12 protein-coding genes are annotated in these 13,366 nt (G+C 71.8%); 8 read left to right on the top strand and 4 right to left on the bottom strand.

The features are described 5' to 3' along the window. Positions 1 to 164 precede the first annotated feature (164 nt). Both Asi03nite_RS35305 and Asi03nite_RS38720 read left to right on the top strand, forming a co-directional pair. Positions 165 to 614, top strand: coding sequence for an Lrp/AsnC family transcriptional regulator (locus Asi03nite_RS35305; RefSeq protein WP_203684866.1), 450 nt, complete (start codon positions 165 to 167; stop codon positions 612 to 614). Between the two features lie 653 nt (positions 615 to 1,267). Continuing rightward, positions 1,268 to 1,402, top strand: a complete 135-nt coding sequence (locus tag Asi03nite_RS38720; protein WP_275409525.1) for a hypothetical protein — start codon at positions 1,268 to 1,270, stop codon at positions 1,400 to 1,402. Here the strand turns inward: Asi03nite_RS38720 and Asi03nite_RS35310 are convergent. The 4 genes from Asi03nite_RS35310 to Asi03nite_RS35325 form a co-directional block, all read right to left on the bottom strand. Beyond that, a complete protein-coding gene (locus Asi03nite_RS35310; protein WP_203684867.1) occupies positions 1,395 to 2,048 on the bottom strand; it encodes a putative glycolipid-binding domain-containing protein in 654 nt (217 codons plus the stop codon). The genes Asi03nite_RS38720 and Asi03nite_RS35310 overlap by 8 nt on opposite strands. Positions 2,049 to 2,281: 233 nt before the next feature. After that, entirely contained in the window at positions 2,282 to 4,120 is a 1,839-nt protein-coding gene (locus Asi03nite_RS35315; RefSeq protein ID WP_203684868.1) for a DEAD/DEAH box helicase, read from the bottom strand. A 381-nt stretch (positions 4,121 to 4,501) separates the two neighbouring features. Next, on the bottom strand, positions 4,502 to 4,996 hold the full coding sequence (locus Asi03nite_RS35320) for a hypothetical protein (protein WP_203684869.1): 495 nt from the start codon (positions 4,994 to 4,996) through the stop codon (positions 4,502 to 4,504). A 1,325-nt stretch (positions 4,997 to 6,321) separates the two neighbouring features. Continuing rightward, positions 6,322 to 8,061: a C40 family peptidase gene (locus Asi03nite_RS35325; RefSeq protein WP_239103158.1), complete on the bottom strand. Its 1,740-nt coding sequence runs from the start codon at positions 8,059 to 8,061 to the stop codon at positions 6,322 to 6,324. A gap of 296 nt (positions 8,062 to 8,357) precedes the next feature. On the opposite strand from Asi03nite_RS35325, the gene mqnE reads away from it, so the two are divergent. The 6 genes from mqnE to Asi03nite_RS35355 are packed head-to-tail and all read left to right on the top strand — an operon-like array spanning position 8,358 to position 13,256. After that, on the top strand, positions 8,358 to 9,527 hold the full coding sequence (mqnE, locus tag Asi03nite_RS35330) for an aminofutalosine synthase MqnE (RefSeq protein WP_203684871.1): 1,170 nt from the start codon (positions 8,358 to 8,360) through the stop codon (positions 9,525 to 9,527). A gap of 9 nt (positions 9,528 to 9,536) precedes the next feature. Then, complete coding sequence (locus tag Asi03nite_RS35335) at positions 9,537 to 9,962, top strand: hypothetical protein (RefSeq protein WP_203684872.1); 426 nt, start codon at positions 9,537 to 9,539, stop codon at positions 9,960 to 9,962. Positions 9,963 to 9,974: 12 nt separating this feature from the next. Beyond that, positions 9,975 to 10,481: a DUF4229 domain-containing protein gene (locus tag Asi03nite_RS38815; RefSeq protein WP_307834057.1), complete on the top strand. Its 507-nt coding sequence runs from the start codon at positions 9,975 to 9,977 to the stop codon at positions 10,479 to 10,481. A gap of 50 nt (positions 10,482 to 10,531) precedes the next feature. Further along, positions 10,532 to 11,449, top strand: a complete 918-nt coding sequence (locus Asi03nite_RS35345; RefSeq protein WP_203684873.1) for an ABC transporter substrate-binding protein — start codon at positions 10,532 to 10,534, stop codon at positions 11,447 to 11,449. After that, positions 11,446 to 12,489 carry a FecCD family ABC transporter permease gene (locus Asi03nite_RS35350; RefSeq protein ID WP_203684874.1) on the top strand — a complete coding sequence of 348 codons (1,044 nt, stop codon included), beginning with the start codon at positions 11,446 to 11,448 and terminating at the stop codon, positions 12,487 to 12,489. The genes Asi03nite_RS35345 and Asi03nite_RS35350 overlap by 4 nt, the downstream gene beginning before the upstream one ends. Beyond that, entirely contained in the window at positions 12,486 to 13,256 is a 771-nt protein-coding gene (locus Asi03nite_RS35355; protein ID WP_203684875.1) for an ABC transporter ATP-binding protein, read from the top strand. Before Asi03nite_RS35350 ends, Asi03nite_RS35355 begins: the two co-directional genes overlap by 4 nt. The last annotated feature ends 110 nt before the right edge of the window (positions 13,257 to 13,366 follow it).

Raw genomic sequence — 13,366 nt, forward strand, 5'->3', positions numbered from 1 at the left:
TGTCGGCATGCTCGATCTGGACGTAAAGCCATTAGAGCACCGCCCCTGAAGCAAGTCCGTGAAATGCGGAAAAAGCCCCGATTGCGACAACGATCATTATCCTGCCTCCCATTCGTCGCTACCGGGCGTGAGTAGTGGTGAGCCACCCGATTAGGGTTTCAGGCATGGACTCCATCGACCTCCGGCTGATCGACCTGCTACGGGAGAACGCGCGCTCGTCGTACGCCGAGCTGGCCCGCAAGGTCGGGCTCTCCGCCCCCGCGGTGCACGAGCGTGTGGGTAAGCTCGAAGCCGCCGGCACCATCCGCGGATACCGCGCCGACGTCGACCACGAGGCGGTCGGGCTCGGCGTCACCGCGCTGATCGGCATCGTCGAGGACTCCGGCGCCGACACCGATGACGTGCTCACCGCGGTGCGGGCCATGCCCGAGGTGGAGAGCTGCTATTTCATGGCCGGCGTCGAGTCGTACCAGCTGATCGTGCGGGTCGGCACGATCGCAGAACTGGAGCAGCTGATTGTCCGGATCAACCGCACGCCCGGGGTGGCTTCCACGCGCACCGCGATAGCGCTCTCCACGAAGTGGGAGAACCGTCCGCAGCCTGGGGGAGTCTGACTGGTTCTGACCATATTGCGGCCGTTGTCCGCGCGGTCGCCCTGTCCGCGCGCGGTCATTTCCGCCGCGCAGGCCTTTCTGCGCGGTCGCTTGCGCCGCGCTGCGCTCTTTCCCCCCACCGTCTGTGCCCTACGGTCAGTTCTTTCCGCGGGATCCCCTTCGTCCCGTGGCGGTCTTTCCGCGCGCCGTCTGCGCCCCACGGTCAGTTCTTTCCGCCGTCCGCGGCCGGCTTCCGACGCCAGATCGCCATGCGCGTCGCGGTGGTGACCATTCGCGGTCAGATTGATTGGCGGTACGGTCATGGCCGCGTCCCGTGGCAGCCCCGCACGGGACCGGCTCCACACCGACCCGCCAATCACAGAGCGTAACGACGGACGTACCGGGAAATCTGGTTCATGCCGGGCCGAAGCGGACCCGGCGCCCGCCGAACTGATCCGGGCGGCATTGATGTGACGTGATCAGATCCCGCGCGTGGAAGACCTTTCGCGTTCGGGGCCCCTGGCCTCCGGGGCTGCCCGCCGCGTCGTTCCCGGAGCCGCCCGCCGGTCCCGCGTCGCGTCAGCGGAGACCCGCGCCGCTGGCCGCGCTCCTCGCGGTCGTGCTCACCGCGGCCGCGGCCGGAGCGGTGCTCCTCCGGCCGGCCCGGGACGTGCGTGGCGGAGAAGTACGGCGACCGGCGGCCGCGGTCCACGAACCTGGTGCTGCCCGAGGCGAAGAAACCGGACGAGGCGTCGCGGGCCGCGTACGGCAAGCCGTTCGCCATCGTCGACCGGGCCTGCCTCAGCTGAATCCGGCAGCGGGTCTGACATCCGGCGCCACCCGCCGGGCCAGCCCCGGATAGTCGAGAACGAATCCCTCGTCGTCGACCGTCAGGTCGGCGGCGAACGTCTCGCTCGCGAACCGCACCGTGTTCCCGCCCAGCGGCGTGTAGATCTGATCCGCCTGGATCACCTCCAGGCTGGGCACCCGTACCCAGGCCACGCTCAGCCGGTGCGAGACGTCGGTGTCGCTCTCGAGCAGGCCCAGGCGGCGGATCGGCAGCGTGTTGGTCAGCGGTGATCCGCCCAGATCCGCGTCGAAGGCCCCGTAGAGCAGGTCCGGGTCCTCGATCCCGGGTAGGCCGGCCCGCGCGTGTCCGGCCGCCACCAGCGCCGCGTCGAGATCACCCTGCTCGGAGGTGGTCACCCGCCAGCGCCCGGCGGCCAGCTCCAGCCGCACGCCACGAGCCCAGCCGGCGCCCTCGGTGTGCACGTCGAGCCGGGCGGTGGTCCAGCCGGGGTCGGTCTGGATCTCGTACCGGCACGTGTACCCGACCGGCGCGGCCGCGAGTGCGGTACCCCGGGCATAGAGCCCGTTTCGTGTGTCGAGGCGCACGTGCTCACTTCCGGGAACATCCCGGCGTTCCCAGAACAATCCCGCCGACAGCATGTCCATACCGGCAAACTACCGGTGTTTTCGGGCGTTCGCTTCGCTCCGCGGCCGCTTGCGATTTTGTACGCCCTGAGCACGGCACCCATTCGGGCGAGTCCTGTGGACAGGCCTGTGGATAACGAAAAGCCCCAGCTCGGTGAGCCGAGCCGGGGCTTCCCGTCACTTGCTGTCAGCGGCCTTGTCGTCGGGCGGTTGCCGTGTGTCCAAGCGGCCGCCCCTGTCGACGGGCCGGTTTGTCAGTGGCTGCGTGCCGGCCGGGACGAGTTGAAGCGGCCCGGGCCCTCACGGCGATCCGTGCGCTGGCCGTCCCGGCGCTGGCCGGCGGGCCGGTCACCGAGGTTGCGGGCCGGGCGGTCGCCGAAGGCCGGGCGGTCACCGAAGTGGCGCTCGCCGCCGGTGCGCTCGCCCCGCGGACGGTCGCCGAAGGGCCGCTGCTCGCCGCGCGGACGGTCGCCGCCGAACGAGCGGTCGCCACCACGGTCGCCACCGAAGGAGCGGTCGCCACCACGGTCGCTCGAACGGTCGCCGAAGCCGCCGCGCGGACGGTCGTCGCGGGCGGGGCGGTCGAAACCACGGTCGCCCCGGTATCCGCCCCGCTCCGGACGGTCGCCGAACCTGTCGTTCCGGTCGCCGTAGGACCGCTGCGACCGGTCACCGTAACGCGGCCGGTCACCGCGGTCGCCGCCGAACCGGCCACGGCCGCCGGACCGCTCGCGGCGGGGCTCCGGCTCTTCCACCACAGGCACGCCGCTCGGCTCCTGGGCGCCGGTGATCTCGACGAGCTTCTCGTCGCCGAGCCGGACCCGGACCTCGGCCGGCGCCACGCCCGCCTTGGCCATCATGGCCTGGGTGGACCGCCGCTGCTTCGGCAGCACCAGCGTGACGACCGCGCCGGACTCGCCGGCCCGCGCCGTGCGGCCGGCCCGGTGCAGGTAGTCCTTCGGGTCCTTGGGCGGGTCCACGTGCATCACCAGGGAGACCCCGTCGACGTGGATGCCGCGGGCGGCCACGTCCGTGGCGACCAGGACGTTCGTCCGGCCTTCCTTGAACTCGGCCAGGGTCCGGGTGCGCACCCGCTGGGTCTTGCCGCCGTGCAGCGCGCCGGCGCGCACGCCGACCGCCGCCAGCTGCTCGGCCAGCCGGTCCACGCCCATCTGGGTGCGGGCGAAGACGATGGTCTTGCCGGCCCGGTTCGCGATCCATGAGGTGATCGGGAACTTGTCGGCCGGCGGGATCAGCAGCAGGTGGTGATCCATCGTGGACACGCTGGCCTCGGCCGGCGCGGTGGAGTGGGTCACCGGGTCGTGCATGAACCGCTGCACCAGCGTGTCCACGTCACCGTCCAGAGTGGCCGAGAAGAGCAGGCGCTGCGCGTCCGCCGGAGTCTTCGCCAGCAGCTCGGTGACCTCGGGCAGGAAGCCCATGTCAGCCATCTGGTCGGCCTCGTCGAGCACGGTGATCTCGACGTCGTCGAGCTTGCAGGCGCCCCGCTCGATCAGGTCGGCGAGCCGACCAGGCGTGGCGACGATCACCTCGACGCCGCGGCGCAGCGCGTCCATCTGCCGGTCGTACGGCACGCCGCCGACAGCGGTCTTGAGGAAGACGCCGACGGCGCGGCCGACGGGCATCAGCGAGTCGGCGACCTGCATCGCCAGCTCGCGGGTGGGGACCAGGATCAGCGCCTTCGGGTGGTGCGGCCGGGCCTTGCCGCCCTGGGCGGTGCGGGCCAGCACGGGCAGGCCGAAGGCCAGCGTCTTGCCGGAGCCGGTCTGGCCACGGCCGAGCACGTCACGGCCGGCCAGCGCGTCCGGGACGGTCGCGGCCTGGATCTCGAACGGGGTGGTGATGCCCTCACGGGTGAGGACTCGCACGATCTCGGCCGGCAGGCCCAGCTCGGCGAAGGTGCGGACCGGCGCCGGCTCGGTGGTGCTCTCCGGACCGGTCGTGGCCTCGGGCTCCGCGGTCACGGCGGCGGTGGCCTCGGCGCGCGCGGGGGCGCCGGTCTCGGTGTTGTCGTCGGTGCTGTTGTTCTCGAAAACGGACGGGAACGTGCTGGGGTCAGCGAAAGTGGTCAAGAGAACCTCTCTACGGGGGCGCATGCTCGCGAATAGCCCGCCGCGGTTGTCGAGAACCGCCCGCTGAAATGCCCGCAAGAACGCCCGTGGCGTGCACCGGGTGGGCACGCCGCGTGAATAACTGCCATAAGTGTACGTGTGAACGCTTGCGCCCCCGACCGCATTCCCATCGCGTAGTGGGCAGGCTCACCTCTGCGCACAACCTCGCCAGCTTAGGGCAGGTCTCCCCGGGCGGCAAACGCCCGGGGAGCACAGGCTACTCCGCCGCGCCTCGCGGCCCACACCCCCGGCCGGTCGGCATTCCCGCCGCGGACCTTCGCGGTGGCCTTCGCGCCGGTTGCCAGTGCCCCGCCGCGGTCTCCTGGCCGGTCCTTCAGCGGGTCACTTCGAGCCGCCCAGCATGTGGGTGAAGCTGCTGCCCACGGTGAGCACGAAGACCAGGCTCACGGCGACCAGCAGACCGAGAACGATGAGCATGGCCAGCACCACCTTGAGGTTTCCGCGACGCTGGTCCACCGGCGCGTCGTGCCAACCCTGGGCCAGGATGTGCCCGGTCAGCGAACCGGAGTTCTCCAGCGGGTCGCTCACCGGCATGGTCATGTCGATCGACGGGTAGCCGCCGGTGCCGCTGTAGACCTGACCGCTCTGCGAGCGGTGCGGGGAGTTGGGCCCCGGCTGCGTCGGGACGTAGTTCACCGGCATGGTCGCGTCGATGTTCGTCGCGGTCGCGAGGTTCACCGGCATCGTCAGGTCGCTGTTGCCGAGCGCCGCCAGATTGACCGGCATGGTCCGGTCGATGTCACCGTTCGCGGCGGCGGTGGTCAGCGGCATGGTGAGGTCGGGGTGGTCGGCGCCGAGGCGGACCGGTTGGGTCATGTCGCTGTCTCCCGGAGCCGGCGGGAAACCAGGGGTGCCGTAGGACATGGGCGGAAGGACTCCCGTCGGGCCGCCGCCCTCCGGCGGCATCGTGTACGTAGACGAACCGTTCCCGATCATCGGGGGCGGCGGAAACACCGGACCCGGGCCCGGCGGTGGCGCGGGTACCGGACTGGGCCCGGGCGGGCCGGGAACCGGGCTCGGCGCCGGTCCGGGCGGGACCGGGGAGGGGCCGGGGCCGGGGCCGGGCGGTGCCGGGTCCGGAGACGGCGCCGGCGGCACCGGCGAGGGACCGGGACCTGGCGGGACGGGGCTCGGCGGGTAGGGGTCCGGCGCGGGGCCGGGGGGAACGGGGGCCGGGCGCGGCTGGGGCGCCGGCGTGGGGAAGGGCTCGGGTTGCGGCCCAGGGACCGGTCCGGGAGGCGGCTTGATCGGTTCCGGGTGTACGGGCATGGGCCGCGTGGGCTCGTCCGGCTCCGGCCCACCGGGCTTCGGTTCGCCCGGCCGCGGGGGGACCGGGACCGGCCGCGGTTCTCCTGGCTCCGGCTTGTCCGGCTCGGGCTTGTCCGGTGTGGGCTCGCCCGGCTCGGGCTCGTCCGGTGTGGGCTTGCCCGGCTCGGGCTTGCCCGGTGTGGGCTCACCCGGCTCGGGCTCGGGCTCAGTCGGCTCGGGCTTGCCGGGCGTAGGCTCACCCGGCTCGGGCTCGGGCTCGGGCTCAGTCGGCTCGGGCTTGCCGGGCGTGGGGTCACCGGGCTCCGGGGCGGCGGGCTCGGGGTCCGCCGGCTCGGGGGCGGCCGTGGAAGAAACCGAGACCGGCGCGGAGCCGAAGGCCTTGGCACTGGCGACGACCGCGGAACTCGCCGAAGGGGAACCGGAAGCCGTCCCCGGCGTCGAAGCGGAACCAACCTCCGGCACCGCCGAAACCGGGGCGGACGCGGAGACTGGCGCCGCGGAAACCGGGGCCGAAGCGGACACCGGCGGGGCGGAAGCGGAGACCTTTCCGGGGTGTGTGCCGGGGTCTGCCCACAGTGCTCCCGGCGCCGGATGCGGGGGCGGCACGAAACCCTCGGCGTCGCCCACGGCCGGCCCGACGGACGGCGGCGTGGAGCTATCGCCCTCCCTGGTCGCCTGCTGCTCGTCCATGGCTCCTCCCGACCGCCGCTGCCGACGGGTTTTGGACGTCGGTCGCTGACCTTAACCGTGCCACATCAGTCGGTGTGAGCGCACCCGGCATAGACCCGACCAGCCCACCGGCAAAAGGGCCGAAGGGGCTGGTGACCGGTTCGGATGGTGCTCCGCAAGCCGTGTTCTATTCGATTTCCGGACTAGTTGTCAGTCGCCTCGGAGGAGGACGTCGTAGCCGCCACGGAGGACTTCGTCGCCTCGGCCGACGATTCCGAGGAGCCGGACGAGGACGAGGAGCCGCTGGAGCCGGACGAGGAACCGCTGGAGCCGCTGGAGCCGGACGAGGAACCGCTGGAACCGCCGGACCCGGACGAGGAGCCGCTGGAGCCGCTGGACCCGGACGAGGAGCCGCTGGACCCGGACGAGGAGCCGCCGGACCCGGTGGATCCGGACGACGAGCCGCCGCTGCCGGACGAGCTCGAGTTGCCACCGCTCGGCGACGGGTCCGGCGCCGGCTTCGTGGTCGGCGCCTTGGTCGGCGTCGGAGTCGGCTTCGGCCGGCTCGGCGACGTCGAGGGCGAGCTCGGCGTGGACGGGGTCGTCGGGCTTCCGGTGCTGCCACCACCACCCGGCTTGGTCGTCGGCGACGTCGTGACCGGCGGCTTCGTGGTCGTGGTGACCGGCGGCTTGGTGGTCGTGGTGACCGGCGGCTTGGTGGTCGGGTGGTTGGCCGGCTCGTCCGGGTCGGGAGAGCCGATGCTGATGCCCGTCGAACCGCCCGCGACCGAGCCGAACACCCGGGTGGCCTGGAAGAGCTGGCTCCACCGGACCGGGGTGAGCCGCACGTTCAGGCCGGTGCGGGGGGCCTCGACCATCATGCCGTCACCCGCGTACATGGCGACGTGGTGAATGCCGGTCCAGCTGTTGGAGTAGCTGAAGAACAGCAGGTCGCCGGGGAGCAGCGAATACCTGTCGACGACCTTGTTGCGGGTCTGCCAGTACTGGTCGCGGGAGACGCGGACCAGCGGGAAGCCGACCGAGTGGTACGCCGCGTACATCAGGCCGGAGCAGTCGTACTCGTCCGGGCCCTCCTCGGACCAGACATACGGGTCGCCGCGCTGGGCGAGCGCGAACTGCAGCGCCTGGATCGCCCGCGGGTCGGAACCCATCCCGGCGGTCGCGCCGGAGAGATACTGCTGACCGAGGGCCTGGTCGGTGGCGCTCGCGATGCTCTCGGCGAGGGCCAGCTCGTCCTTGTGCGCGGCCTCCAGCTTCTGCTGGGCGCTCTGCTTCCGGTCCAGCCGGGCGTTCAGCTTCTCGTACTGTGCGAGCAGGCCGTCGTACTTACTGGTGGCCGTGGTCTGCTCGTCGAGCGCGATCTGCGCGGAGATCTGCGCGGCCTCCAGGCGGCGCGCGGACGAATCGTCCGTCGGCGTCTCGCCGCGCTGCAGGCGGGCCAGCTGGTCGAGGCCGAGCAGGCCGGAGTCGAGGGCGCCCGGCGGGACCGCGGCGGCCTGCTGCATCGCCTGGCCGGCGGCGGCCACCGCTTCGCTCTGCGCGCCCTGCAGGTTGGTCTGCGCCTCGGTCACCGCCTGCGCGGCGGTGGTGACCCGGGTCTGTGCGAGGTCGCGGTCGGCCTTCAGCTTGAGCAGCTGGTCACCGAGCTGGTCGACCTCGACGCGGCCCTTCTCGATCTGCTGCAGGACCGGGTTGGTCGCGGAGCCCGGGATGGTGCTGACAGTGGTCGTGTTGATCGGCGTGTTCGGCAGGACGAGCGAGCCGAGCTGGATGGGGCGCGAGCCGGTGTCCGGCACGCCCGCGGCGGCGAGCGGCTGCCTGTCGCCCGCCGGCGCCGCCATCGCCGGGATCGGCTGGAACAGGGCCGCGATCGCCGCTGCGACGGCCGCCGAGAAGGTGACAGGTCGCAGTCTCGCTAGCACGGATCGTGATGTAGCTGGTCCGTACCGCAGTGCCTTCGACATGAGCTCCCCGTCCGGGACGGCGTCAGGCCGTCGCTAGTCGTTCCTAAAGGTTCATACCGCAGGCGGCGCACCGCTGTCGATCGGAAGAAGGTGAAAGGACCCTGAGAATTTCTCGACTTGCTGGTGTCCGGGTCCGTAATGCCTGGTCGGGGCCTCTGTGCCGAGGTGGGGTGAGCCACCTCGCGGCCCGCCGCCGTGCCCGGTGTCATACCCGGCACGTAGTCTCGACGGCGAGAAAAGGGGAAGGGGCGCACATGGATGCCGGACTGAAGCGTGACCTCGAGGCGAAGGTCTACGCGGGCGAGCGGCTCAGCCGTGAGGACGGCATCGCGCTCTACGCGAGCGACGATCTCACCTGGCTCGGCCGGCTGGCCCACCACAGGCGCACCGAGCTGAACGGTGACCGGGTGATGTTCAACGTCAACCGCCACCTCAACCTGACGAACGTGTGCTCCGCCAGCTGTGCGTACTGCTCGTTCCAGCGCAAGCCGGGCGAGAAGGACGCGTACACGATGCGCATCGAGGAAGCCGTCAGCAAGGCCAAGGAGATGGAGGACGAGCAGCTCACCGAGCTGCACATCGTCAACGGCCTGCACCCCTCGCTGCCCTGGCGTTATTACCCCAAGGTGCTGCGCGAGCTGAAGGCCGCGCTGCCGAACGTCAAGCTCAAGTGCTTCACGGCCACCGAGGTGCAGTGGTTCGAGAAGATCAGCGGCCGCTCCGCCGACGAGATCCTCGACGAGCTGATGGACGCCGGCCTGGAGTCGCTGACCGGCGGCGGCGCCGAGATCTTCGACTGGGAGGTCCGGCAGCACATCGTCGACCACGACTGCCACTGGGAGGACTGGTCGCGCATTCACCGGCTGGCCCACCGCAAGGGGATGAAGACCCCGGCCACCATGCTCTACGGGCACATCGAGGAGCCGCGGCACCGCGTCGACCACGTGCTGCGCCTGCGCGAGCTGCAGGACGAGACCGGCGGCTTCGCGGTCTTCATCCCGCTGCGCTACCAGCACGACTTCCACGACTCGGCGGACGGCAAGATCCGCAACCGGATCCAGGAGCGCACCACCATGGCCGCGCCGGCCGAGTCGCTCAAGACGTTCGCCGTCTCCCGGTTGCTGCTCGACAACGTTCCGCACGTCAAGTGCTTCTGGGTGATGCACGGCCTGTCGGTCGCCCAGCTCTCGCTGAACTTCGGGGCCGACGACCTGGACGGCTCGGTGGTGGAATACAAGATCACCCACGACGCCGACTCGTACGGGACGCCGCACACCCTGCACCGCGACGACCTGCTGCACCTGATCTGGGACGCCGGCTTCCAGCCGGTCGAGCGCAACACGCGGTACGAGGTCGTCCGCGAGTACGAGAAGCCGGTCGGCCTGGCCGAGCGGCGCAGCGAGCCGCAGAAGGTCTGGGCCTAGGCTGGACTGATGACCCAGCAGCGGAGCACACGCGGTCTGCGGCGCAATCCCGGTCCCGTGGCGACCGCCGGTGACCTGCTCGGCGCGGCGTTCGCCGGGCTCGTGGTCGGCATCGCGGTGGTTCTCGTCCTGGAGGGCGTCCTCACGCTGACCGGGGTGGCCGAGTTCGGTCAGACCAACGGCTGGCTGATCGTGATCCTGCCGATCTGGCTCTTCGTCGAGCAGTTCCGGGCCGAGGGATACGGCGCGGACCGGGTGCTGGCGGCCGTGCTCGGCATGGGATTCGGCGCCGCGACCGGGATGACGGTCGCCGGTCTGGTCGCGCCGTACACTCCTCCCCTGGTGAGCGGCGGCGCCGGCGCGGTGACCGCCACGGTCGTGTACTGCTTCGTCTGGTTCTACGGCCTCCGCTGGCTCCGTCAGCGGTCCGGCTGAGGGAGAGAGATCATGAGTCCCGCCGTCAAGTACACGCTGGGCCGGCTCGGCCTTTTCGTGGTGGTGTTCGCCGCGATCTACCCGACGCCGCTGAACATCCTGGTCAAGGCGATGATCGCGTTCGTCGCCTCGGCCGGCTTCGCGTTCTTCCTGCTCCGTAGGTGGCGCGACGAGATGGCCGAGCACCTCGGTTCGATGGCCGAGCGCCGCTCCGCGGAGAAGGCGCGCCTGCGTTCCGCCCTGGCCGGCGACGACGAGGCCGCGGAGGCCGGCGACCGGGTGGCCGCGGCGGACGCCAGGGGCGGCGGCGCGGGTCGGGACGCGGAGGCGGGCGACCGGGTGGCCGCGGCGGACGCCAGGGGCGGCGGCGCGGACCGGGACGCGGGCGACAGCGTGGATGCGGCCGGCGCCGGGGGCGGCGATGCCGGCCGGGCCGCCGGGGCGGGGGCCGCCGGCAACGACGAAGCGGCGGCGGCCGGCGAGTTGAAGGACGAGCATAGGACCGAAGCTGGTAAGTGACTCGACGACCCTGTCGGCGAAGCACCGCATCCAACCGACAGGAGGATCCGATGAGACGTGCCCTGATCGCGATTGCCGCAGTCCTGCTCCTGACCGGCTGCGGCCGGTCCGGCGATTCCCGGGGTCTGCCCGCTCCGGCGGAGAGCACCGCGACCGGCTTCCCGGTCACGGTCGGCGCGCTGACCCTCGGCGCCCGGCCCGAGAAGATCGTCTCGCTGAGCCCGACCGCCACCGAGATGCTCTTCGCGATCGGCGCGGGATCCCAGGTGACCGCGGTGGACGCCCAGTCCGACTACCCGGCCGACGCGCCCAAGACCGATCTGTCCGGCTTCAAGCCGAACGCCGAGGCCATCGCCGCCCGGGACCCGGACCTGGTGGTGCTCTCCGGCGACTCCGACCAGATCATCGCCCAGCTGGGCAAACTGAAAATCCCGACGTTCCTGTCCCCGGCCGCCGCGACGCTCGACGACACGTACCGGGAAATCGGCGAACTGGGCGCGCTGACCGGGCACCCGGCCGAGGCAGCCGAGGTCAACAACCAGATGAGGGCCGAGATCGAGCAGGCCGTCAAGACCGTCCCGGCACCCGGCGAACCGCTCAGCTACTACTACGAGCTGGGACCGGAGCTCTACTCGGCGACCTCGAAGACGTTCATCGGCGGCGTCTTCAACCTGTTCGGGATGACGAACGTGGCTGATGCCGCGGACCCGGGCGGCAGCTCCGGCGGGTACCCGCAGCTCTCCGCGGAAGCCCTGGTCAAGGCGAACCCGGACACCATCTTCCTGGCCGACACCAAGTGCTGCCAGGAGTCCGCCGAGACGGTCCGGGCCCGCGCCGGCTGGTCCTCGATCACCGCGGTGCGCACGTCCCAGATCTACCCGCTCGACGACGACATCGCCTCACGCTGGGGGCCCCGTACCGTCGATCTCGTCGAAGCCGTCGCCGCCGCGGTCCGCAAGATTCCATGAGGCCTGCCGGGCTGCGCCCGGCCTGGCTCGCCGCTGGCGTGCTGGCCGTGCTCGTCGCGGCCACCGCAGGCCTCGCCTTCGGCTCGGTCGCCCTGCCGCCCGGCGGCGTCGCGATCGAGCTGATCGATCTGATTCCCGGGGTACGGCTGCACAGCGGTCTCACCGAGCGCGAGGTCGCGATCCTTACCGAGCTGCGGCTGCCCCGCGTCGTGCTGGGTCTCCTGGTCGGCGCGATGCTGTCCCTGGCCGGCGCCGCGTACCAGGGCGCCTTCCGCAATCCGCTGGCCGATCCGCACCTGCTCGGGGTGGCGGCCGGCGCCGGTCTCGGGGTGACCGCGGTGATCGTGCTGCGCCCGGCCGGGGACGCGTCGGCGGGACTGCCGATCGGGGTGCCGGCGGCGGCGTTCGCCGGAGCGCTGATCGCTGTCGCCCTCACCTGGGTGCTGGGCGCGGCCGGTGGGCGGGACCGGTCACCGGGTGCGCTGATCCTGGCCGGCGTCGCGGTCTCCGCGTTCCTCTCCGCGATGCAGACCTACCTGCTGCAGCGGCACGTCGCGTCGCTGCGCGAGGTTTACTCCTGGCTGCTCGGTCGTCTCGGCACCGCCGGCTGGCACGACGTCCTTGTGGTGCTGCCGTATGCCGTCCTGACCGCCGCCGTCATGCTCACCCAGCGCCGTGAGCTGGACGTGCTCACCGTCGGCGACGAGGAGGCGGCAGGCCTGGGCCTGCACCCGCAGCGCAGCCGCTACCTGCTGATCGTGACGGCGTCGCTGGGCACCGCGGCGGCCGTCTCGGTCTCCGGCCTGATCGGCTTCGTCGGCATCATCGTTCCGCACACGCTGCGGTTGCTGGCCGGCCCGAGCTACCGCGCGCTGCTCCCGTTGTCGCTGCTCTTCGGCGCGGCCTTTCTGACCCTGACCGACCTGCTGGCCCGCGTCGCGGGCGGCGCCGCGGAGATCCCGATCGGCGTGGTCACGGCGTTCCTCGGCGCGCCGTTCTTCATCGTGGTGCTGCGCACCACCCGATCGGCGGCGGCATGACGGCGGTCCAGGTCATCGATCTGACGGTACGGCTGGACGACGCGCTCATCGTCGACGGCGTCACGCTGACCGTGGCCGACGGCGCGTGGGTCACCGTGATCGGCCCGAACGGCGCCGGCAAGTCCACAGCCCTGCGCGCCGTGGCCGGCCTGCTCCCGTTCCGCGGCGCGGTGCTGCTGCACGGCCGCCCGATCGGGGAGTTGCACCGCCGGGAACGGGCCAGGACGGTTGCCGTGGTCGTCCAGAACCCGGTGGTCCCGCCCGCGATGACGGTTTTCGACTACATCCTTCTCGGGCGTACGCCGTACATCCCGCCGCTCGGCCGGGAGTCCGCCGCCGACCTGGCCGCCGTCGACGCGGAGCTGGCCGAGCTGGACCTGGTCCGGTTCGCCGGCCGCCGCCTGGACACCCTGTCCGGCGGCGAGCGGCAGCGGGTCTTCCTGGCCCGGGCCCTGGCCCAGGGCGCCCGGATCCTGCTGTTGGACGAGCCGACCAGCGCCCTGGACATCGGCCATCAGCAGGAGGTGCTGGAGCTGGTGGACCGCCTGCGCGCCGAGCGCGGCCTCACCGTGCTCGCCACGATGCACGACCTGTCCACGGCCGGCGAGTACGCGGACCGCATGGTGCTGCTGGCCGGCGGCCGGGTCGTCGCAGCCGGGGCCCCGGCCGAGGTGCTGACCGAGGCCAACCTCGCCGAGCATTATCGGGTCCGGGTCCGGGTGATCGAGGGTGACCGCGGCCCGCTGGTGGTCGCGGTCCGCTCCTGACGCCGGTACGAGCCCGCGCGGCAGCCGGCCGGACGACTTGAGGATTCCGGCGCGGGGAACCGAACGGCAACCGGTCCGCGACCGGCATGCACTCCGGCGTTTCGCGGACC

It is taken from the genome of Actinoplanes siamensis, from assembly GCF_016862395.1.
In the GTDB taxonomy this organism is placed as follows: Bacteria; Actinomycetota; Actinomycetes; order Mycobacteriales; family Micromonosporaceae; genus Actinoplanes; species Actinoplanes siamensis.

Excerpts from the sequence above, each read along its gene's own strand:
- Asi03nite_RS35310 (WP_203684867.1), bottom strand. The coding sequence starts at position 2,048 with ATGGACATGCTGTCGGCGGGATTGTTCTGGGAACGCCGGGATGTTCCC.
- Asi03nite_RS35350 (WP_203684874.1), top strand. The coding sequence starts at position 11,446 with ATGAGGCCTGCCGGGCTGCGCCCGGCCTGGCTCGCCGCTGGCGTGCTG.
- Asi03nite_RS35335 (WP_203684872.1), top strand. The coding sequence starts at position 9,537 with ATGACCCAGCAGCGGAGCACACGCGGTCTGCGGCGCAATCCCGGTCCC.
- Asi03nite_RS35305 (WP_203684866.1), top strand. The coding sequence starts at position 165 with ATGGACTCCATCGACCTCCGGCTGATCGACCTGCTACGGGAGAACGCG.
- Asi03nite_RS38815 (WP_307834057.1), top strand. The coding sequence starts at position 9,975 with ATGAGTCCCGCCGTCAAGTACACGCTGGGCCGGCTCGGCCTTTTCGTG.
- Asi03nite_RS35320 (WP_203684869.1), bottom strand. The coding sequence starts at position 4,996 with ATGACCCAACCGGTCCGCCTCGGCGCCGACCACCCCGACCTCACCATG.
- Asi03nite_RS35355 (WP_203684875.1), top strand. The coding sequence starts at position 12,486 with ATGACGGCGGTCCAGGTCATCGATCTGACGGTACGGCTGGACGACGCG.
- mqnE (WP_203684871.1), top strand. The coding sequence starts at position 8,358 with ATGGATGCCGGACTGAAGCGTGACCTCGAGGCGAAGGTCTACGCGGGC.
- Asi03nite_RS35345 (WP_203684873.1), top strand. The coding sequence starts at position 10,532 with ATGAGACGTGCCCTGATCGCGATTGCCGCAGTCCTGCTCCTGACCGGC.